Genomic DNA, 17,223 nt, shown 5'->3' on the forward strand with positions numbered 1-17,223 from the left:
GGTGCGGAGCGTCCTAGCGCGGGACCGGGACGGACGCGATCGCGGACGCCAGCACCTGGGATACGTCGACGCCTTCGAGCTCGGCCTCCGGGCGGACGCCGAGACGGTGGGCCAGCGACGCCTGGGCGAGCGCCTTCACGTCGTCGGGTGTCACGAAGTCGCGGCCCGAGAGCCAGGCCCAGGCCCGCGCGGCCCGCAGCAGGGCGGTCGCACCCCGGGGGCTGACGCCCAGGGACAGCGACGGCGACTGCCGGGTCGCCCGCGCGATGTCGACGATGTACGACGCGACCTCGGGAGCGACCTGCACCCGTCTCACCGCCCGCTGGCCGGCCTCGAGGTCGGCGGCGCCGGCCACCGGGCGGACCCCGGCGCCGGCGACGTCGCGCGGGTCGAAGCCCTCGGCGTGCCGGGTGAGGATGGTGATCTCGTCCTCGCGCGGCGGCACCGGGAGCACCACCTTGAGCAGGAACCGGTCGAGCTGGGCCTCGGGCAGCGGGTAGGTCCCCTCGAACTCCACCGGGTTCTGGGTCGCCGCGACCAGGAACGGACGGGGCAGCGGCCGGGTGACGCCGTCGGCGGAGACCTGGCCCTCCTCCATCGCCTCCAGCAGGGCCGACTGGGTCTTCGGAGGCGTCCGGTTGATCTCGTCGGCGAGCAGCAGGTTGGTGAAGATCGGCCCCTCGCGGAAGCTGAGCTCACCGCCACCGGCCGCGTCGATGACGAGCGACCCGGTGATGTCGCCGGGCATCAGGTCGGGGGTGAACTGCACCCGGCGGGTCTGCACCTCCAGGCTCTGCGCCAGGGTCCGCACGAGCAGCGTCTTCGCCGTCCCGGGGACCCCCTCCATCAGCACGTGGCCGCCGCACAGCAGCGCGACGAGCAGCCCGGACACCGCGGCGTCCTGGCCGACCACGGCCTTGGCGACCTCCTGGCGTACGGCGAGCAGCCGCTCGCGCACGCCGGCCTCCTCCGCTGTCTCGACATGGGTGGCCGGGGGTGGCGGGGGCATCTGGGTCATGAGCGTCGTACCTCTCTCCTCAGCTGGGCCAGGTCCTGAGCGAACCGGACCAGGTCCTGGTCGGTCGCCGGGGGTGTGCGGTCGTCGTCGAGCAGCACCGCGATGCTCTCGACGGGGGCGTCGAGCTGGCGCGCGACCGCCTCGGCGACGACCGGCGGTGGGGCACCGCGGTCGAGCCGCAGCCGTCCGGCGAGGTCGGCGCACGCCGCGCGCCGCAGCGCGCGGGCGGCATGGGCGCGGTCGCCGCTGCGGCGGTACATCCGGCCGCGGCTGCGGGCCGTCTCCACCGCGCGGACGACGACCGGCAGCGGCTCCGTCGACAGGGGGCCCAGGCGCCGGAACCGCCACAGCAGCAGGGCGCTCCCGGCCAGGACCAGCACCCACAGTCCGGGGCCGATCCAGTCGGGCAGCAGTGAGCCGATCGTGACGGCGTCGTCGCCGACGGCGTCGGCCGCGTCGGGGACGTACCAGACCAGCCGGGGGTCGTGCCCGAGCAGTCGCAGTGCCACCGCCGCGTTGTCGGCACGGGTCACCTGGTCGTTGGTCAGCGCCTGGCCGGCCCCGAACAGCACCAGCCCGTCGACTTCGCGCACCAGCGCCCCGACGTCGTCGGGGAAGCACCCGTCCCCGGCGTACGACGTCGCACGATCGGCCTCGATCGTGAGCCCGTCGAGCGCGACTCCCGCCACCCCGTCGGCGCAGCGGGCCGCGACGGCGGCGTCGTCGTCGGCCGGGACCGGCAGTGAGCCGAGGCCGGGCTCGATCTCCTGCAGCAGTGCGTGCCGCGGCTCGACCAGCACGACCCGGCCCGCGGCCGCCGCATGCTCACGAAGCCGGGCGAGGGTGCTCGGCGCGAGCTGCTCGGTGCCGCTCACCACCACCGTGGTGCCCCCGTCGACCGCGGCCTCCTCGAAGGCGTCGGCGGAGCGGGCGATGGTCACCTCGACGCCCTGGTCGGCCAGCACCCGGGCCACCGCCTGGGCGCCGTCGGGTCCGGGATTGCGAGGATCGGCCGCGCCCGGGTACTGCTCGGTGCCCCGGGTGCTCCACACGGCGGCCGCGAGCGCGAGGACGACCGCCACGACGATCGCCGCCCGCATCCGGGTCCGGCTCGGCCGGGTCATCGGCGCGCCGCCCGTCCCGCGAGCAGGTCGTCGAGCGCCAGCAGCTCGCCCGCCTGGGCGGACGTGGCCGGCCGCTCGCCGTAGAGCACGCCGTCGAAGAGGTCGGCCCCGTTCAGCACGGCGTCCCGCTGCTCGGGGAAGACCGCGACCAGCGCGTCCGCGAGCTCGTGCGCGGTCGCCTGGGGGACGTCCTCGATGCGCCCCCGCTCGACCTGGCGCACCGCGGCGGCGCGGAAGGCGTCGACGAGCGCGGCTCCCGCGTCGCCCGCGGCCAGGGCGGCCTGGGCGCGGGCCCGCAGCTCGTCGGCGGTGATCGTCTCGCCGGTGAGCGCCGGTGCGCTCACGGCACGGCCGGCGGCGGTGCGGCGGGCGCGGCCGACGAGGACGAGCACGGCGGCGACGATGAGCAGCACGACCAGGATCGCCGCGGCGGTGGCCAGTCCGGAGGAGCCCGAGGCGGCGTCGACGGTGTTGGAGATCAGCCGGTCGAGCCAGCGCCCCAGCCGGTCGACGATGTCGTCCTGGTAGTACTCGGGCCGGACCAGCTCACGGCGCAGCTCGCGGCGCGCCTCGTCGCCGCTCGGGTCGAGCGGGGGCTCGGCCAGGAACAGGAGCGCCCCCCTCATCGGGCCACCTCGCGCGGCGTCATGCGGGAACGAGCCCCGCCTCGCGCATCAGCTCGACGTCGAAGGCCTCCTTGCGCATGCGGAGGTCGACGTACTGCACGGACGTCACGGCCGCCAGGAAGGGGGCGACGAAGGCGTTCTGGATCACCAGGGCGACCGCCTGGGTGAGGATCAGCAGCAGCGTGGCGTACTCCGGCGCGGCGATGGCAGCGACATTGCCGGCGATGCTGACCGGGAAGGTCAGCAGGCCGCCGGCGAACTGGACGATGAGCACGGTCAGCAGGGCGATGCCGAAGGTGCGCCAGTACTGCCGCGAGGTCAGCCTCCAGCCCCGGCCGATCGCCCCGAGCACGCCGGTCGGTTCGAGCATGAGGGCCGGGACGGGCAGGTAGTAGAAGCGGATCCACAGCCAGCAGCACAGGGCGATGAACGCGGGGACCGTGACCAGGCCCCAGAGCACCACCGGCCAGGGCTCCCCGTCGACGGCGACCACCACGGCCACCCAGAGCAGGACGTAGGCGACCAGCAGCAGCAGGAAGGCCAGGTTGAGGATCAGGGTCAGGCCGAGCAGGCGCCACCGCTTGCCGTGGGTGGCGGCCCAGGCCTCGCCCAGACCGAGTCGTCGCCCGACCGCCGCCGCGCGCGTGACGTGGGCGACCATCCCGGTGACGAACACGACGCCGACCTGCGCCACGACCAGCGACACGAGCAGCGAGCCGTACGCCGCCAGCAGGCCGAGCGCGTCGGCGGTGCCGGCGTCGGCCTCGAGCTCGCCGGAGGCGTCCACGGCGATGCCGACCGTGAAGGTCAGCACCAGGGTCACCACGATGGGGATCACCATCGCCACCGCGGTCACCAGCACCGCGGCGCCGACGGTCGCCTTCGGGTTGAACCGGATGATCCGGAACGCGCCGTCGTAGATGTTGCCGAGGTTGAGCGGGCGCAGGGGGAGGGCGCCGGGCTTGTGCGCCGCGCCGAGCAGCAGCCCGGGCGCCGGGCGCGGGCCGGGCGCGGACGGGTACGGCGCCCAGCCGGTGGCGGCCGTCCCCGGACCGGGCGGCGGGGAGGTGGCGGGCGGCGGGGAGGCGGCAGGCGGCGGGTAGGCGGCAGGCGGTGGGCCGGGATCCGCCGGCGGCGGGGCACCCGGGGGCGGGTACTGCTGCGCGGGGCCGTCGGTCATGCGCGCAATCCTTGCATCCGGACCACACCCGCCGCGGGGGCCCGTGGCGTGGTCGCGCGCAGATTTGGCCGACCACCGGAACTCTGCCAAGATGTTCCGGTTGCCCCGGGCAGGCGCCCGAGGTGCGCGCTAGATCTTGACTACTGAATCGTGCCTCCCCAGCGGAGTGATCGGCCCACCAGATCCACGGGTCCGATCCGTGCCGCGCGGCGCGTGCCCGGTCGTCGAGCCTCAGCTCGTACCGCACGCCGGAGGCCCGAGACAGCCGAGAACAACAGCTCCACTTCCCCTCCCGGGGAGACGTGTGTGCCCGCACAAGGTGCGACACGCCCGACCGCGGGGGTCGGAGCTCAAGGACCCAGAGTCGTACGACGAGTAAGGACGAGAGAGACCTATGGCGGGACAGAAGATCCGCATCAGGCTCAAGGCCTATGACCACGAGGTGATCGACACCTCGGCGCGCAAGATCGTGGACACGGTCACCCGTACGGGTGCGAAGGTCGCCGGCCCGGTGCCGCTGCCGACCGAGAAGAACGTCTTCTGTGTCATCCGCTCGCCGCACAAGTACAAGGACTCGCGCGAGCACTTCGAGATGCGCACCCACAAGCGGCTCATCGACATCATCGACCCCACGCCGAAGACGGTCGACAGCCTCATGCGCCTCGACCTGCCGGCCGGTGTCGACATCGAGATCAAGCTCTGAGGTTCGAGACATGACTATTGAGCGCAACGTGAAGGGCCTGCTGGGCACCAAGCTCGGTATGACCCAGCTCTGGGACGAGAACAACCGGGTCATCCCGGTCACCGTGGTCGCCGCCGGCACCAACGTCGTCACCCAGGTCCGCCAGCCGCAGCCGGACGGCTACAACGCCATCCAGATCGGCTACGGCGAGATCGAGGGCCGCAAGGTCAACAAGCCGCAGGCGGGTCACTTCGCCAAGGCCGGCACCACCCCGCGCCGCCACGTCGTCGAGATCCGCACCGCCGACGCCAGCGAGTACACCGTCGGCCAGGAGCTGCCCGTCGACACGTTCGAGGCCGGCCAGGTCATCGATGTGACCGGCACCAGCAAGGGCAAGGGTTTCGCCGGTGTCATGAAGCGTCACGGCTTCGCCGGTGTCAGCGCGTCGCACGGTGCCCACCGCAACCACCGCAAGCCCGGCTCGATCGGCGCCTGCGCCACGCCGGGTCGCGTGTTCAAGGGTCTGCGGATGGCCGGCCGGATGGGTTCCGACACCGTCACCACCCAGAACGTCACCGTCCACGCCGTGGACGTCGAGAAGGGCATCGTCCTGATCAAGGGCGCCGTCCCCGGCCCCAAGGGCGGTCTCGTCGTTCTCCGCACGGCTGCGAAGAAGGGCTGATCACGATGGCCAAGAACGTTTCCGTCGACTTCCCCGCCGAGATCTTCGACGTCGAGGTCAACATCCCGCTGATGCACCAGGTCGTCGTGGCCCAGCAGGCCGCCGCGCGCCAGGGCACCCACGCCACCAAGCGTCGCGGCGAGGTCCGCGGCGGCGGCAAGAAGCCCTACAAGCAGAAGGGCACCGGCCGCGCCCGCCAGGGCTCGACCCGGGCGCCGCAGTTCGCCGGCGGTGGCGTGGTCCACGGTCCGCAGCCGCGTGACTACAGCCAGCGCACCCCCAAGAAGATGAAGGCCGCCGCCCTGCGCAGCGCCCTGTCCGACCGGGCCCGCAACGAGCGGATCCACGTCGTCGAGGGCCTCGTCTCCGGCGACAAGCCGTCGACCAAGGCCGCCCTCGCCTCGCTCTTCGAGCTGAGCCCCCGCCGCAAGTTCCTCGTGGTCCTCGAGCGCACCGACAGCCTCACCTGGCTCTCGCTGCGCAACGCGCCCGAGGTGCACATCGTGGCGGTCGACCAGCTCAACACCCGCGACGTCCTCGTGAGCGACGACGTGGTGTTCAGCAAGGCAGCCTTCGACCGCCTCGTCGGCGACCAGCCTGCGGAGGAGAACAACTGATGAGCACCCTGCACAAGGACCACCGCGACGTCCTGATCGCGCCGGTGGTGTCGGAGAAGAGCTACAGCCTCCTCGACGCCAACAAGTACACCTTCCTGGTGCGCCCGGACGCGAACAAGACCGAGATCAAGATCGCCGTGGAGAAGATCTTCGGCGTCAAGGTCACCTCGGTGAACACGCTCAACCGTCCGGGCAAGGTCCGCCGCACCCGCAACGGCCTCGGCAAGCGCAAGGACACCAAGCGCGCCATCGTGAGCCTGGCCGACGGTCACCGCATCGACATCTTCGGAGGTCCGGTCTCCTGACCGGGCTAGGTAGAGGAATCTGACATGGCTATCCGCAAGTACAAGCCGACCACCCCGGGCCGTCGTGGCTCCTCGGTGGCCGACTTCGCCGAGATCACCCGGACCACGCCCGAGAAGTCGCTGACCCGCCCGCTCCCGAAGAAGGGCGGCCGCAACAACCAGGGCCGGATCACCACCCGGCACCACGGTGGCGGTCACAAGCGCGCCTACCGCGTCATCGACTTCCGTCGCTACGACAAGGACGGCGTGCCGGCCAAGGTCGCGCACATCGAGTACGACCCCAACCGCACCGCGCGCATCGCGCTGCTGCACTACGCCGACGGCGAGAAGCGCTACATCGTGGCGCCGAAGGACCTGACGCAGGGCATGCGGGTGGAGTCGGGCGTCGGCGCCGACATCAAGCCGGGCAACAACCTGCCGCTGCGCAACATCCCCGTCGGTACGACGATCCACTGCGTGGAGCTGCGTCCCGGTGGCGGCGCCAAGCTGGCCCGCTCTGCCGGCAACAGCGCGCAGCTGGTCGCCCGCGAGGGCTCCCGCGCCACGCTGCGTCTGCCCTCGGGCGAGATGCGCTACGTCGACGTGCGCTGCCGCGCGACGATCGGCGAGGTGGGCAACGCCGAGCAGTCCAACATCAACTGGGGCAAGGCCGGTCGTATGCGGTGGAAGGGCAAGCGCCCGACCGTCCGTGGTGTGGTCATGAACCCGGTCGACCACCCGCACGGTGGTGGTGAGGGCAAGACCTCCGGTGGTCGCCACCCGGTCTCGCCGTGGGGCAAGCCCGAGGGCCGCACGCGCAAGCGCAAGGCCAGCGACTCCCAGATCATCCGCCGCCGCAAGTCCGGCAAGAACAAGCGCTGAAGGAACTGAACGATGCCTCGCAGCCTGAAGAAGGGCCCCTTCGTCGACGGCCACCTGCTCAAGAAGGTGGACGCCGAGAACGAGAAGGGCACCCACAACGTCATCAAGACCTGGTCGCGCCGGTCGATGATCATCCCCTCGATGATCGGCCACACGATCGCGGTCCACGACGGCCGCAAGCACGTCCCGGTCTTCGTGTCCGACTCCATGGTCGGCCACAAGCTCGGTGAGTTCGCGCCGACCCGCACCTACCGCGGCCACGTCAAGGAAGACCGGAAGGGGCGCCGTCGATGAGCACCACTGAGCGTCACCGCACCAGCGCGCGTCGCGAGTCGCTCCTGGGCGACGAGCCCGGCGCGTTCGCGACCGCCCGCTTCGTGCGGATCACCCCGATGAAGGCGCGCCGCGTCGTCGACCTGGTCCGCGGCCTGCCCGCCGACGAGGCGCTGACGCTGCTGCAGTTCGCGCCGCAGTCGGCCTCCGAGACCGTCTCCAAGGTGCTGGCCAGCGCCGTCGCGAACGCCGCGACCACCGAGGGCCTCGCCACCGGCGACCTGGTCGTCTCGGTCGCACGGGTCGATGAGGGACCGACGATGAAGCGCTGGCGTCCGCGTGCGCAGGGCCGGGCCACCCGGATCAACAAGCGCACCAGCCACATCACCATCGCGGTCCAGCCGGCCGACGTCGTCGCGAAGAAGGGCAAGAAGTAATGGGTCAGAAGATCAACCCGAACGGCTTCCGCCTCGGAATCTCGACCGACCACAAGTCTCGTTGGTACGCCGACAAGCTGTACAAGTCCTACGTCGGCGAGGACGTCGCGATCCGCAAGCTGCTCAGCAAGGGCATGGAGCGGGCCGGCATCGCCAAGGTGGAGATCGAGCGCACCCGGGACCGGGTCCGCGTCGACATCCACACGGCGCGCCCCGGCATCGTCATCGGTCGCCGTGGCGCCGAGGCCGACCGGATCCGCGGCGAGCTCGAGAAGCTCACGGGCAAGCAGGTCCAGCTGAACATCCTCGAGGTCAAGAACCCCGAGATCGACGCGCAGCTGGTCGCCCAGGGCGTCGCCGAGCAGCTCTCGGGCCGCGTGCAGTTCCGCCGCGCCATGCGCAAGGCGATGCAGACCTCGATGCGCTCCGGTGCCAAGGGCATCCGGATCCAGTGCTCGGGCCGGCTCAACGGCGCCGAGATGTCGCGCACCGAGTTCTACCGCGAGGGCCGCGTCCCGCTGCACACGCTGCGTGCCGACATCGACTACGGCTTCTACGAGGCCCGCACGACCTTCGGCCGGATCGGCGTGAAGGTCTGGATCTACAAGGGCGAGGTCGCCGGCAGCCGTGCCGAGCGCCAGGCCCAGGCCGCCGCCCGCGCCGGGGTCCCCGGTCGCGGTGGCCGTCCCAGCCGTGGTGGCGACCGCCCGACCCGCGGGTCGCGCGGCGACCGCCCGAACCGCTCGGACCGCAACGCCGAGGCTGCCGCTCCCGCCGTGGAGAGCAACCCCGAGGCCACGCCGGCTGCCGAGCCCAGCACCGGAACGGAGTCCTGACCCATGTTGATGCCGCGTCGCGTCAAGCACCGCAAGCAGCACCACCCGAAGCGTCGGGGTGCTGCCAAGGGCGGTACGTCGCTGGCGTTCGGTGACTTCGGTATCCAGGCGGTCGAGGGTGCCTATGTCACCAACCGCCAGATCGAGTCCGCTCGTATCGCCATGACCCGCCACATCAAGCGTGGCGGCAAGGTCTGGATCAACATCTACCCGGACCGCCCGCTCACCAAGAAGCCCGCCGAGACCCGCATGGGCTCCGGTAAGGGCTCCCCGGAGTGGTGGGTCGCCAACGTCAAGCCCGGCCGCGTCATGTTCGAGCTGTCCGGTGTGCCGGAGGACATCGCCCGTGAGGCGATGCGCCGCGCGATCCACAAGCTGCCCATGAAGGCCCGATTCATCACGCGAGAGGCTGGTGAGTTCTGATGGCGAACGTCATCCGCGCCCACGAGCTGGACGAGCTCAACGAGGTCGACCTCGAGGCCAAGCTGCGCGAGGCCAAGGAGGAGCTGTTCAACCTGCGGTTCCAGGCGGCCACGGGCCAGCTGGAGAGCCACGGCCGGCTCCGCACGGTCAAGAAGGACATCGCCCGGATCTACACCGTGGTGCGCGAGCGCGAGCTCGGCATCCGGACCGCTCCGGCAACGGATGAGGAGAACTGATGAGCACGGAGTCCAACGAGGTGGGCAACGAGACCGCTCAGCGCAACGCCCGCAAGACCCGTGAGGGCCTCGTGGTCAGCGACAAGATGGACAAGACCGTGGTCGTGTCCGTCGAGGACCGCGTCAAGCACGCTCTGTACGGCAAGGTCATGCGCCGCAACACGCGGCTCAAGGCGCACGACGAGCAGAACGACTGCGGCGTCGGCGACCGCGTCCTCATCATGGAGACCCGCCCGCTCTCGGCCACCAAGCGCTGGCGCGTGGTGGAGATCCTCGAGCGCGCCAAGTAGTCCACACGTTCGGCCAGGCTCACCGCCCGTGAGGCGATGAGAACCGGCACGACAACCAGGAGAAATCGATGATTCAGCAGGAGTCGCGACTCAAGGTCGCCGACAACACCGGTGCGAAGGAGATCCTTTGCATCCGGGTGCTCGGCGGCTCCGGCCGTCGCTACGCCGGCATCGGTGACGTCATCGTCGCCACTGTCAAGGACGCCATCCCCGGCGGCAACGTCAAGAAGGGCGACGTCGTCAAGGCGGTCGTCGTGCGCACCGTCAAGGAGCGCCGCCGTCCCGACGGGTCCTACATCCGCTTCGACGAGAACGCCGCGGTGATCCTCAAGAACGACGGCGAGCCCCGCGGCACCCGCATCTTCGGCCCGGTCGGCCGTGAGCTGCGGGAGAAGAAGTTCATGAAGATCATCTCGCTGGCGCCGGAGGTGCTGTGATGGCTGCCAAGTTCATTCGAAGCACCCGCAAGAAGTCCGAGCAGGTGCGCAAGAAGCCCAACCTCCGCGTCAAGAAGGGCGACACCGTCAAGGTCATCGCCGGCAAGGACAAGGGCGCCGAGGGCAAGATCATCAAGGTCCTCCGTGAGGAGGAGCGCGTGATCGTCGAGGGTGTCAACCGGATCAAGAAGCACACCAAGGTCGTCGACCAGGGTCAGCGCTCCGGCAACACCGGCGGCATCATCACCACCGAGGCCCCGATCCACGTGTCCAACGTGATGCTGGTCGAGGGTGACGGCGTGACCAAGGTCGGCTACAAGCGGGTCGACGTCACCAAGCGCCGCCCCGACGGCTCGGAGTACAGCTCGACGCGCAGCGTCCGCGTCTCCCGCAAGACCGGGAAGGAGATCTGAGATGAGCGAGTCCACCATCGAGAAGGTCACCCCTCGCCTCAAGACGAAGTACCGCGAGGAGATCCTCCCGGCGCTGAAGGCCGAGTTCGAGATCGCCAACGTCATGCAGGTCCCCGGGCTGACCAAGATCGTGGTCAACATGGGTGTCGGCGAGGCCGCGCGCGACTCGAAGCTGATCGAGGGCGCGATCCGCGACCTCACCGCGATCACCGGCCAGAAGCCGGCGGTCACCAAGGCCCGCAAGTCGATCGCCCAGTTCAAGCTGCGTGAGGGCATGCCGATCGGCACGCACGTCACGCTGCGTGGCGACCGGATGTGGGAGTTCCTCGACCGCCTGCTGGCCCTCGCGCTGCCGCGTATCCGCGACTTCCGCGGCCTGTCGCCCAAGCAGTTCGACGGCCGGGGCAACTACACGTTCGGCCTGACCGAGCAGGTCATGTTCCACGAGATCGACCAGGACAAGGTCGACCGCCAGCGGGGCATGGACATCACCATCGTCACCACGGCGACCAACGACGAGCAGGGGCGCGCGCTGCTGAAGCAGCTCGGCTTCCCGTTCAAGGAGAACTGACATGGCGAAGACCGCGCTCAAGGTCAAGGCGGCCCGCAAGCCCAAGTTCGCGGTGCGCGGCTACACGCGCTGCCAGCGCTGCGGTCGCCCGAAGGCCGTCTACCGCAAGTTCGGCCTGTGCCGGATCTGCCTGCGCGAGATGGCGCACCGTGGCGAGCTGCCCGGCGTGACCAAGTCGAGCTGGTAACACCCAACCGTTGAAGGTCCACTCGCCTGTCGTTGCTGAGTGGAAACCACAGCAGAAAGAACACACATCATGACGATGACTGACCCGATCGCAGACATGCTCACGCGTCTGCGCAACGCCAACCAGGCGTACCACGACGCGGTGACCATGCCGTACAGCAAGCTCAAGGAAGGCGTCGCGGAGATCCTCAAGCAGGAGGGGTACATCACCTCCTTCGCGGTCGCCGACAACGAGAACGGCGTCGGCAAGCTGCTGACCGTCACCCTCAAGTACGGCCGCAACCGCGAGCGCTCGATCGCCGGCGTCCGCCGGATCAGCAAGCCCGGTCTGCGGGTGTACGCCAAGCACACCGGCCTGCCGAAGGTCCTCGGTGGCCTGGGCGTGGCGATCATCTCGACCAGCCAGGGTCTGCTGACGGACCGTCAGGCCAACCAGAAGGGCGTGGGTGGGGAAGTCCTCGCCTACGTCTGGTGACAAGGGAAGGAGAGAGAAGAACATGTCGCGCATCGGCAAGCTCCCCGTCCCCGTCCCCTCGGGCGTCGACGTCCAGATCGACGGCGCCACCGTCACGGTGAAGGGCCCCAAGGGCACCCTGAGCCACACCGTGGTCGCTCCGATCACCGTCGAGAAGGGCGAGGGCGTCCTCGACGTCAAGCGTCCCGACGACGAGCGCCTCTCGAAGGCCTACCACGGCCTGAGCCGCACGCTCATCAACAACATGGTCGTCGGCGTGACCGAGGGCTACGAGAAGAAGCTCGAGATCGTGGGCGTCGGCTACCGCGTCCTGCCCAAGGGCCCGACGCAGCTGGAGTTCCAGCTCGGCTACTCGCACCCGATCATCTTCGACGCCCCCGAGGGCATCACCTTCACGGTGGAGGGCCCGACCAAGCTCGGCGTCGTCGGCATCGACAAGCAGCTGGTCGGCGAGGTCGCCGCCAACATCCGCAAGCTCCGCAAGCCCGAGCCCTACAAGGGCAAGGGTGTCCGGTACGCCGGCGAGCACGTCCGTCGCAAGGTCGGAAAGGCTGGTAAGTGACATGGCGATCACCCTGAAGTACCAGCGGAAGCTGTCCGCTCGCGCGAGCTCGCGCACGCGTCGTCAGATCCGCGGTCGCAAGAAGATCTCCGGGACGGCCGAGCGGCCGCGCCTGGTCATCACCCGGTCGAGCAAGCACATCACCGCCCAGGTCGTCGACGACCTGGTCGGCAAGACCCTGGTGTCGGCCTCGACCCTCGAGGGCGACCTGCGCGCCCTCGACGGCGACAAGACCGCCAAGGCCAAGAAGGTCGGCGAGCTCGTCGCCGCCCGTGCCAAGGAGCAGGGCGTGGAGTCGGTCGTCTTCGACCGCGCCGGCAACAAGTATCACGGTCGCATCGCGGCCCTGGCAGATGGCGCCCGCGAGGGCGGCCTGACCTTCTGACCGCGAACAGGACTGAGGAGAGATCATGAGCGGAGCCCAGCGCGGACAGCGTTCGGGTGGCGACCGTGGCGGCCGTGGTGGCCGCGACGACCGCCGCGGCGGCGCCGACAAGAACCAGTACGTCGAGCGGGTCGTTGCCATCAACCGCGTCGCCAAGGTCGTGAAGGGTGGTCGTCGCTTCAGCTTCACCGCCCTCGTGATCGTGGGTGACGGCGACGGTCTGGTGGGCGTCGGCTACGGCAAGGCCAAGGAAGTCCCGGCGGCGATCGCCAAGGGCGTCGAGGAGGCGAAGAAGAACTTCTTCCGCGTCCCGCGCGTCCAGGGCACGATCCCGCACCCGGTCCAGGGCGAGAAGGCCGCCGGCGTGGTGTTCCTGCGCCCGGCCGCCCCCGGTACCGGTGTCATCGCCGGTGGTCCGGTGCGCGCCGTCCTGGAGTGCGCCGGCATCCACGACGTGCTCAGCAAGTCGCTGGGCTCGTCCAACCAGATCAACATCGTGCACGCGACCGTCGCGGCGCTCCAGATGCTGGAGCAGCCGGAGTCGGTGGCGGCGCGGCGTGGTCTGCCCGTCGAGCACGTCGCCCCGGCGGCGCTGCTCAAGGCCAAGGCCGAGGGCGAGGCCGCTGCGGCCGCCGCCAAGGCCTCCACGCCGGAGGCGGTGACGGCCTGATGGCACAGCTGAAGGTCCAGCAGACCAAGTCGAAGATCGGCACGAAGGCCAACCAGCGCGAGACGCTGCGCAGCCTGGGCCTCAAGCGGATCGGCGACGTCGTGATCAAGGAGGACCGTCCCGAGATCCGGGGCATGGTCCACACCGTCCGTCACCTGGTGACGGTCGAGGTCGTCGGAGGCGAGTGACAATGACGCTCAAGCTGCACCACCTGCGCCCCGCGCCGGGTGCGAAGACCGCCAAGACCCGCGTGGGTCGTGGTGAGGGCTCCAAGGGCAAGACCGCCGGTCGTGGTACGAAGGGCACCAAGGCCCGCTACCAGGTCCCGGTCGCGTTCGAGGGTGGCCAGATGCCGCTGCACATGCGGCTCCCGAAGCTCAAGGGCTTCAAGAACCCGTTCAAGGTGACCTTCCAGGTCGTCAACCTCGACCGGATCAGCACGCTGTTCCCCGAGGGCGGCGACGTCACCCCGGAGACGCTGGTCGCCAAGGGCGCGGTCCGCAAGGGCCACCCGGTCAAGGTGCTCGGGCAGGGTGACCTGACGGTCAAGGTCGCGGTGAGCGCGGATGCGTTCTCGGCCTCGGCCAAGGAGAAGATCGAGGGCGCCGGCGGGACCGTCACGGTCCTGTGACGACGCTGCGAGGGGCGCGTCGGATCTGGGGGAACTCCCGGTCCGACGACGCCCCTCGTTCGTCTCCGCCGTCAGTTCGCCGCTCGCTTCGCCCGACTTCCTCGGCGTACCGGACCGGCGGCTGTGTGCCCCCTGTTAGGCTTCCCCGCGGCCACAAGGCCAGCGATGAGAGAAGAGGACCCGCGTGCTCACCGCGTTCGTGAACGCCTTCCGGACCCCGGACCTGCGGCGCAAGCTGCTGTTCGTCCTGTTGATCATCGTCATCTTCAGGGCCGGGTCGCAGATCCCGGCACCTGGCGTGCACGTCTCCAACGTGGAGAAGTGCATCAAGGTGGTCGAAGAGGGCAGCAACGCCAGCCTCTACAGTCTGGTCAACCTGTTCTCCGGCGGAGCGCTCCTCCAGCTGACGATCTTCGCGCTCGGCATCATGCCGTACATCACCGCGAGCATCATCCTGCAGCTGCTCGTCGTCGTGATCCCGCGGCTCGAGGCCCTCAAGAAGGAGGGCCAGTCCGGCCAGACGAAGATCACGCAGTACACGCGCTATCTCACGCTCGGCCTCGCGGTCCTGCAGGCGACCGGCATCGTCGCCCTCGCGCGCACCGGCAACCTGCTGCAGGGCTGTGACAGCTCGCAGTACCCGTTGCTGCATTCCAACAACACCGAGACCTTCCTGGTCCTGGTCGTGACCATGACGGCCGGCACCGCGGTGATCATGTGGCTCGGCGAGCTGATCACCGAGCGCGGCGTCGGCAACGGCATGTCGATCCTGATCTTCACCCAGGTCGTCGCGACCTTCCCCGCCTCGCTGTGGCAGGTGAAGATCAGCCAGGGCTGGTGGACCTTCGGCATCGTGGTCGTGATCGGCCTGGTGCTCGTGGCGGCCGTCATCTTCATCGAGCAGGCGCAGCGCCGGATCCCGGTGCAGTACGCCCGCCGCATGGTCGGGCGCAAGATGTTCGGCGGCAGCTCGACCTACATCCCGCTGAAGGTCAACCAGGCGGGCATCATCCCGGTCATCTTCGCCTCGTCGCTGCTCTACCTGCCGGCGATGGCGGTGCAGTTCAACCAGGAGAACCCGAACCAGTTCATCCGGTGGGTCAACGAGTACCTCGTCGACCAGGGCCACCCGATCCACATGGCGGCGTACTTCGGTCTGATCATCTTCTTCACCTACTTCTACGTGTCGATCACCTTCAACCCGCAAGAGGTGGCCGACAACATGAAGAAGTACGGCGGCTTCATCCCCGGGATCCGGGCGGGCAAGCCGACCCAGGACTACCTGTCCTACGTCCTGTCCCGCATCACGCTGCCGGGCGCTCTCTACCTGGGTCTGATCTCGCTCGTTCCGCTGATCGCGTTCGTGTTGATCAACGCCAACCAGAACTTCCCGTTCGGCGGCACGTCCATCCTGATCATGGTCGGCGTCGCGCTCGACACCGTGAAGCAGATCGAGAGCCAGCTCCAGCAGCGCAACTACGAAGGATTCCTGCGTTGAGGCTTCTGATCATGGGCCCGCCGGGCGCCGGCAAGGGCACCCAGGCGAAGGCGGTCGCCGAGCACTTCGGCGTCCCGGCCATCTCCACCGGAGACATCTTCCGGGCGAACGTCGGGCAGGGCACGCCGCTCGGCATCGAGGCCAAGCGCTACATGGACGCCGGGGAGTACGTCCCGGACGAGGTCACCAACAACATGGTCCGCGACCGGATCGCGGAGCCCGACGCCGAGAAGGGCTTCCTGCTCGACGGCTACCCGCGCACCCTGGCCCAGGTCACCGAGCTCGACACGATGGTCGAGGAGACCGGCCACCGGATCGACGCCGTGCTGTGCCTGACGGTCGACAGCGAGGCCCTGATCAGCCGGCTGCTGAAGCGCGCCGAGATCGAGGGCCGCGCCGACGACAACGAGGAGGTCATCCGGCGCCGCCAGGAGGTGTACGCCGCGGAGACCGAGCCGTTGATCGCCGTCTACGCCGAGCGTGGCCTGGTCGTCTCGGTGGACGGCATGGGCGAGATCGCCGAGGTCCAGCAGCGGATCTTCGACGCGCTCGACGACCTGCCGCAGAGTTGAACTGCCCGAGCGTGTCGCAAACGGACCTCGCCGCCCGGACCTCGCAAGCTCGGCCCGCGGGCTTCGGCCCGTGCGGCTTCGCCGCCGTGCGCCACGCTGCCGGGCTGTTGAACCGCCCGAGCGTGTCGCAGACGGACCTCGCCGCCCGGGTCTCGCAAGCTCGGCCCACAGACCTCGCCGCCCGGGCGACGAGAGCGGCCTGACGGTGTTCTTCGGCCAGCACCGGATCGAGATCAAGACTCCCGAGCAGGTGCGCTCGATGCGTGCAGCCGGCCTCGTGGTCGGCCGCACCCTCGCGCGGGTGCGTGAGGCGGTCCGCCCTGGCGTCTCGACCGCCGAGCTCGACGCCCTCGCCGAGCAGAGCATCCGTGACGAGGGGTGCGTCCCGTCGTTCCTCGGGTACGGCGAGCCCCCGTTCCCCGCGAGCATCTGCGCCTCGGTCAACGACGAGGTGGTGCACGGCATCCCGGGCGGTCGTGTGCTCGCCGAGGGCGACGTGATCTCCATCGACTGTGGGGCGATCGCCTTCGACGACGACGGCCAGGGGTGGCACGGGGACGCCGCGACGACCGTGGCGGTGGGCCCGGTGCGCGCCGACGTCGCCGAGCTGATGCGGGTCACCGAGGAGGCGCTCTGGCGCGGCCTCGCGGCGGCCCGGAGCGGCGGACGGGTGGGCGACATCTCCCACGCGGTCGCGTCGTACGTCCACGGCGAAGGGGATTACGGGATCGTGGACGGCTACACCGGCCACGGGATCGGCACGGCCATGCACATGGAGCCCGACGTGCCCAACGAGGGCCGCGCGGGCCGTGGCCCCCGGCTGCGGGAGGGCATCGCGCTGGCGGTCGAGCCGATGATCACGCTCGGCGACCCGGCCACCGATGTGGCGGCCGACGACTGGACGGTCGTCACCTCCGACGGCGGCTGGGCCGCCCACTACGAGCACACCTTCGCCCTCACGGCGGCCGGGGTGTGGGTGCTCACCGCGGAGGACGGCGGCCGCGCGCGGCTCGAGCAGCTCGGCGCGACGTACGGCGGCGACTGAGCCCGCAGTCGAGGGGTGAACCCGACCTGCCCGCCGGGGGAGGATCCGGGGGATATCTGGTGAGACCTGCATAACTTTCGGGTCGAAGATTCGTTGCTCGTCCATTTTCACCCGTACCGTCTCTCCTGGGACATAGGGAGGGACATACCGTGGGACAGGTACGCCCGCTTCAGGGCGGGAGCATGCGT

General features: G+C 69.9%; 28 protein-coding genes. 24 read left to right on the plus strand and 4 right to left on the minus strand.

The features are described 5' to 3' along the window. Positions 1-13: 13 nt before the first annotated feature. The 4 genes from QJ852_06125 to QJ852_06140 are packed head-to-tail and all read right to left on the minus strand — an operon-like array spanning position 14 to position 3,948. Entirely contained in the window at positions 14-1,009 is a 996-nt protein-coding gene (locus tag QJ852_06125; protein WGX99538.1) for a MoxR family ATPase, read from the minus strand. 5 nt (positions 1,010-1,014) lie between these two features. Beyond that, the gene (locus QJ852_06130) at positions 1,015-2,142 is read right to left on the minus strand and encodes a DUF4350 domain-containing protein (GenBank protein WGX98013.1); all 1,128 of its coding nucleotides are present in this window, start codon (positions 2,140-2,142) and stop codon (positions 1,015-1,017) included. Next, on the minus strand, positions 2,139-2,768 hold the full coding sequence (locus QJ852_06135) for a DUF4129 domain-containing protein (GenBank protein WGX98014.1): 630 nt from the start codon (positions 2,766-2,768) through the stop codon (positions 2,139-2,141). Before QJ852_06135 ends, QJ852_06130 begins: the two co-directional genes overlap by 4 nt. Positions 2,769-2,787: 19 nt before the next feature. Beyond that, entirely contained in the window at positions 2,788-3,948 is a 1,161-nt protein-coding gene (locus tag QJ852_06140) for a hypothetical protein (GenBank protein ID WGX98015.1), read from the minus strand. Positions 3,949-4,342: 394 nt separating this feature from the next. Between QJ852_06140 and rpsJ the strand changes: the two genes are divergently transcribed. From rpsJ to map, 24 genes are all read left to right on the plus strand, one after another. After that, entirely contained in the window at positions 4,343-4,651 is a 309-nt protein-coding gene (gene rpsJ / locus QJ852_06145) for a 30S ribosomal protein S10 (protein ID WGX98016.1), read from the plus strand. A gap of 10 nt (positions 4,652-4,661) precedes the next feature. Beyond that, positions 4,662-5,312, plus strand: a complete 651-nt coding sequence (gene rplC, locus QJ852_06150; protein ID WGX98017.1) for a 50S ribosomal protein L3 — start codon at positions 4,662-4,664, stop codon at positions 5,310-5,312. Positions 5,313-5,317: 5 nt separating this feature from the next. Continuing rightward, positions 5,318-5,929 (plus strand): 50S ribosomal protein L4, encoded by a 612-nt coding sequence (rplD, locus tag QJ852_06155; protein ID WGX98018.1) that lies wholly within the window; start codon positions 5,318-5,320, stop codon positions 5,927-5,929. Next, on the plus strand, positions 5,929-6,234 hold the full coding sequence (gene rplW / locus QJ852_06160) for a 50S ribosomal protein L23 (protein ID WGX98019.1): 306 nt from the start codon (positions 5,929-5,931) through the stop codon (positions 6,232-6,234). Before rplD ends, rplW begins: the two co-directional genes overlap by 1 nt. A 24-nt stretch (positions 6,235-6,258) precedes the next feature. After that, a complete protein-coding gene (gene rplB, locus QJ852_06165) occupies positions 6,259-7,095 on the plus strand; it encodes a 50S ribosomal protein L2 (protein WGX98020.1) in 837 nt (278 codons plus the stop codon). Positions 7,096-7,107: 12 nt separating this feature from the next. Further along, entirely contained in the window at positions 7,108-7,389 is a 282-nt protein-coding gene (rpsS, locus tag QJ852_06170; GenBank protein ID WGX98021.1) for a 30S ribosomal protein S19, read from the plus strand. Continuing rightward, positions 7,386-7,805, plus strand: a complete 420-nt coding sequence (rplV, locus tag QJ852_06175) for a 50S ribosomal protein L22 (GenBank protein WGX98022.1) — start codon at positions 7,386-7,388, stop codon at positions 7,803-7,805. Before rpsS ends, rplV begins: the two co-directional genes overlap by 4 nt. Beyond that, positions 7,805-8,641, plus strand: coding sequence for a 30S ribosomal protein S3 (rpsC, locus tag QJ852_06180; protein WGX98023.1), 837 nt, complete (start codon positions 7,805-7,807; stop codon positions 8,639-8,641). Before rplV ends, rpsC begins: the two co-directional genes overlap by 1 nt. 3 nt (positions 8,642-8,644) lie before the next feature. Further along, positions 8,645-9,064, plus strand: a complete 420-nt coding sequence (rplP, locus tag QJ852_06185; GenBank protein ID WGX98024.1) for a 50S ribosomal protein L16 — start codon at positions 8,645-8,647, stop codon at positions 9,062-9,064. After that, positions 9,064-9,300: a 50S ribosomal protein L29 gene (gene rpmC, locus QJ852_06190; protein WGX98025.1), complete on the plus strand. Its 237-nt coding sequence runs from the start codon at positions 9,064-9,066 to the stop codon at positions 9,298-9,300. The genes rplP and rpmC overlap by 1 nt, the downstream gene beginning before the upstream one ends. After that, the gene (gene rpsQ / locus QJ852_06195; protein WGX98026.1) at positions 9,300-9,590 is read left to right on the plus strand and encodes a 30S ribosomal protein S17; all 291 of its coding nucleotides are present in this window, start codon (positions 9,300-9,302) and stop codon (positions 9,588-9,590) included. Before rpmC ends, rpsQ begins: the two co-directional genes overlap by 1 nt. 68 nt (positions 9,591-9,658) lie before the next feature. Next, positions 9,659-10,027 carry a 50S ribosomal protein L14 gene (rplN, locus tag QJ852_06200; GenBank protein WGX98027.1) on the plus strand — a complete coding sequence of 123 codons (369 nt, stop codon included), beginning with the start codon at positions 9,659-9,661 and terminating at the stop codon, positions 10,025-10,027. After that, positions 10,027-10,440, plus strand: a complete 414-nt coding sequence (gene rplX, locus QJ852_06205) for a 50S ribosomal protein L24 (GenBank protein WGX98028.1) — start codon at positions 10,027-10,029, stop codon at positions 10,438-10,440. Before rplN ends, rplX begins: the two co-directional genes overlap by 1 nt. 1 nt (position 10,441) lies before the next feature. Continuing rightward, positions 10,442-11,011 (plus strand): 50S ribosomal protein L5, encoded by a 570-nt coding sequence (rplE, locus tag QJ852_06210; protein ID WGX98029.1) that lies wholly within the window; start codon positions 10,442-10,444, stop codon positions 11,009-11,011. A gap of 1 nt (position 11,012) precedes the next feature. Further along, the gene (locus tag QJ852_06215; protein WGX98030.1) at positions 11,013-11,198 is read left to right on the plus strand and encodes a type Z 30S ribosomal protein S14; all 186 of its coding nucleotides are present in this window, start codon (positions 11,013-11,015) and stop codon (positions 11,196-11,198) included. Positions 11,199-11,267: 69 nt separating this feature from the next. Then, a complete protein-coding gene (gene rpsH, locus QJ852_06220; protein WGX98031.1) occupies positions 11,268-11,672 on the plus strand; it encodes a 30S ribosomal protein S8 in 405 nt (134 codons plus the stop codon). Positions 11,673-11,694: 22 nt separating this feature from the next. Continuing rightward, complete coding sequence (gene rplF, locus QJ852_06225; GenBank protein ID WGX98032.1) at positions 11,695-12,234, plus strand: 50S ribosomal protein L6; 540 nt, start codon at positions 11,695-11,697, stop codon at positions 12,232-12,234. Position 12,235: 1 nt separating this feature from the next. Next, the gene (rplR, locus tag QJ852_06230; protein ID WGX98033.1) at positions 12,236-12,619 is read left to right on the plus strand and encodes a 50S ribosomal protein L18; all 384 of its coding nucleotides are present in this window, start codon (positions 12,236-12,238) and stop codon (positions 12,617-12,619) included. Positions 12,620-12,644: 25 nt separating this feature from the next. After that, complete coding sequence (gene rpsE, locus QJ852_06235; protein WGX98034.1) at positions 12,645-13,289, plus strand: 30S ribosomal protein S5; 645 nt, start codon at positions 12,645-12,647, stop codon at positions 13,287-13,289. Next, positions 13,289-13,477 (plus strand): 50S ribosomal protein L30, encoded by a 189-nt coding sequence (rpmD, locus tag QJ852_06240; protein WGX98035.1) that lies wholly within the window; start codon positions 13,289-13,291, stop codon positions 13,475-13,477. Before rpsE ends, rpmD begins: the two co-directional genes overlap by 1 nt. A 2-nt stretch (positions 13,478-13,479) precedes the next feature. After that, positions 13,480-13,920 (plus strand): 50S ribosomal protein L15, encoded by a 441-nt coding sequence (gene rplO, locus QJ852_06245; protein ID WGX98036.1) that lies wholly within the window; start codon positions 13,480-13,482, stop codon positions 13,918-13,920. 184 nt (positions 13,921-14,104) lie between these two features. Beyond that, a complete protein-coding gene (gene secY / locus QJ852_06250) occupies positions 14,105-15,418 on the plus strand; it encodes a preprotein translocase subunit SecY (GenBank protein ID WGX98037.1) in 1,314 nt (437 codons plus the stop codon). After that, positions 15,415-15,990, plus strand: a complete 576-nt coding sequence (locus QJ852_06255) for an adenylate kinase (protein WGX98038.1) — start codon at positions 15,415-15,417, stop codon at positions 15,988-15,990. The genes secY and QJ852_06255 overlap by 4 nt, the downstream gene beginning before the upstream one ends. Before the next feature lie 205 nt (positions 15,991-16,195). Next, entirely contained in the window at positions 16,196-17,035 is an 840-nt protein-coding gene (gene map / locus QJ852_06260; protein WGX98039.1) for a type I methionyl aminopeptidase, read from the plus strand. Positions 17,036-17,223 lie beyond the last annotated feature (188 nt).

Source organism: Nocardioides sp. L-11A (assembly GCA_029961745.1).
Classification (GTDB): domain Bacteria; phylum Actinomycetota; class Actinomycetes; order Propionibacteriales; family Nocardioidaceae; genus Nocardioides.

What these genes read in the sequence shown, in the direction of transcription:
- rplR (WGX98033.1), top strand. Translation starts at nt 12,236, where the DNA reads ATGGCGATCACCCTGAAGTACCAGCGGAAGCTGTCCGCTCGCGCGAGC.
- rplF (WGX98032.1), top strand. Translation starts at nt 11,695, where the DNA reads ATGTCGCGCATCGGCAAGCTCCCCGTCCCCGTCCCCTCGGGCGTCGAC.
- rplN (WGX98027.1), top strand. Translation starts at nt 9,659, where the DNA reads ATGATTCAGCAGGAGTCGCGACTCAAGGTCGCCGACAACACCGGTGCG.
- rplC (WGX98017.1), top strand. Translation starts at nt 4,662, where the DNA reads ATGACTATTGAGCGCAACGTGAAGGGCCTGCTGGGCACCAAGCTCGGT.
- QJ852_06140 (WGX98015.1), bottom strand. Translation starts at nt 3,948, where the DNA reads ATGACCGACGGCCCCGCGCAGCAGTACCCGCCCCCGGGTGCCCCGCCG.
- rpsJ (WGX98016.1), top strand. Translation starts at nt 4,343, where the DNA reads ATGGCGGGACAGAAGATCCGCATCAGGCTCAAGGCCTATGACCACGAG.
- rplB (WGX98020.1), top strand. Translation starts at nt 6,259, where the DNA reads ATGGCTATCCGCAAGTACAAGCCGACCACCCCGGGCCGTCGTGGCTCC.
- rplE (WGX98029.1), top strand. Translation starts at nt 10,442, where the DNA reads ATGAGCGAGTCCACCATCGAGAAGGTCACCCCTCGCCTCAAGACGAAG.
- rpsS (WGX98021.1), top strand. Translation starts at nt 7,108, where the DNA reads ATGCCTCGCAGCCTGAAGAAGGGCCCCTTCGTCGACGGCCACCTGCTC.
- rplP (WGX98024.1), top strand. Translation starts at nt 8,645, where the DNA reads ATGTTGATGCCGCGTCGCGTCAAGCACCGCAAGCAGCACCACCCGAAG.
- rpmD (WGX98035.1), top strand. Translation starts at nt 13,289, where the DNA reads ATGGCACAGCTGAAGGTCCAGCAGACCAAGTCGAAGATCGGCACGAAG.
- QJ852_06130 (WGX98013.1), bottom strand. Translation starts at nt 2,142, where the DNA reads ATGACCCGGCCGAGCCGGACCCGGATGCGGGCGGCGATCGTCGTGGCG.
- QJ852_06215 (WGX98030.1), top strand. Translation starts at nt 11,013, where the DNA reads ATGGCGAAGACCGCGCTCAAGGTCAAGGCGGCCCGCAAGCCCAAGTTC.
- rpsH (WGX98031.1), top strand. Translation starts at nt 11,268, where the DNA reads ATGACGATGACTGACCCGATCGCAGACATGCTCACGCGTCTGCGCAAC.
- rplW (WGX98019.1), top strand. Translation starts at nt 5,929, where the DNA reads ATGAGCACCCTGCACAAGGACCACCGCGACGTCCTGATCGCGCCGGTG.
- rplO (WGX98036.1), top strand. Translation starts at nt 13,480, where the DNA reads ATGACGCTCAAGCTGCACCACCTGCGCCCCGCGCCGGGTGCGAAGACC.
- rpsE (WGX98034.1), top strand. Translation starts at nt 12,645, where the DNA reads ATGAGCGGAGCCCAGCGCGGACAGCGTTCGGGTGGCGACCGTGGCGGC.
- QJ852_06135 (WGX98014.1), bottom strand. Translation starts at nt 2,768, where the DNA reads ATGAGGGGGGCGCTCCTGTTCCTGGCCGAGCCCCCGCTCGACCCGAGC.
- rpsC (WGX98023.1), top strand. Translation starts at nt 7,805, where the DNA reads ATGGGTCAGAAGATCAACCCGAACGGCTTCCGCCTCGGAATCTCGACC.
- rpmC (WGX98025.1), top strand. Translation starts at nt 9,064, where the DNA reads ATGGCGAACGTCATCCGCGCCCACGAGCTGGACGAGCTCAACGAGGTC.
- rplX (WGX98028.1), top strand. Translation starts at nt 10,027, where the DNA reads ATGGCTGCCAAGTTCATTCGAAGCACCCGCAAGAAGTCCGAGCAGGTG.
- rpsQ (WGX98026.1), top strand. Translation starts at nt 9,300, where the DNA reads ATGAGCACGGAGTCCAACGAGGTGGGCAACGAGACCGCTCAGCGCAAC.
- rplV (WGX98022.1), top strand. Translation starts at nt 7,386, where the DNA reads ATGAGCACCACTGAGCGTCACCGCACCAGCGCGCGTCGCGAGTCGCTC.
- QJ852_06125 (WGX99538.1), bottom strand. Translation starts at nt 1,009, where the DNA reads ATGCCCCCGCCACCCCCGGCCACCCATGTCGAGACAGCGGAGGAGGCC.
- rplD (WGX98018.1), top strand. Translation starts at nt 5,318, where the DNA reads ATGGCCAAGAACGTTTCCGTCGACTTCCCCGCCGAGATCTTCGACGTC.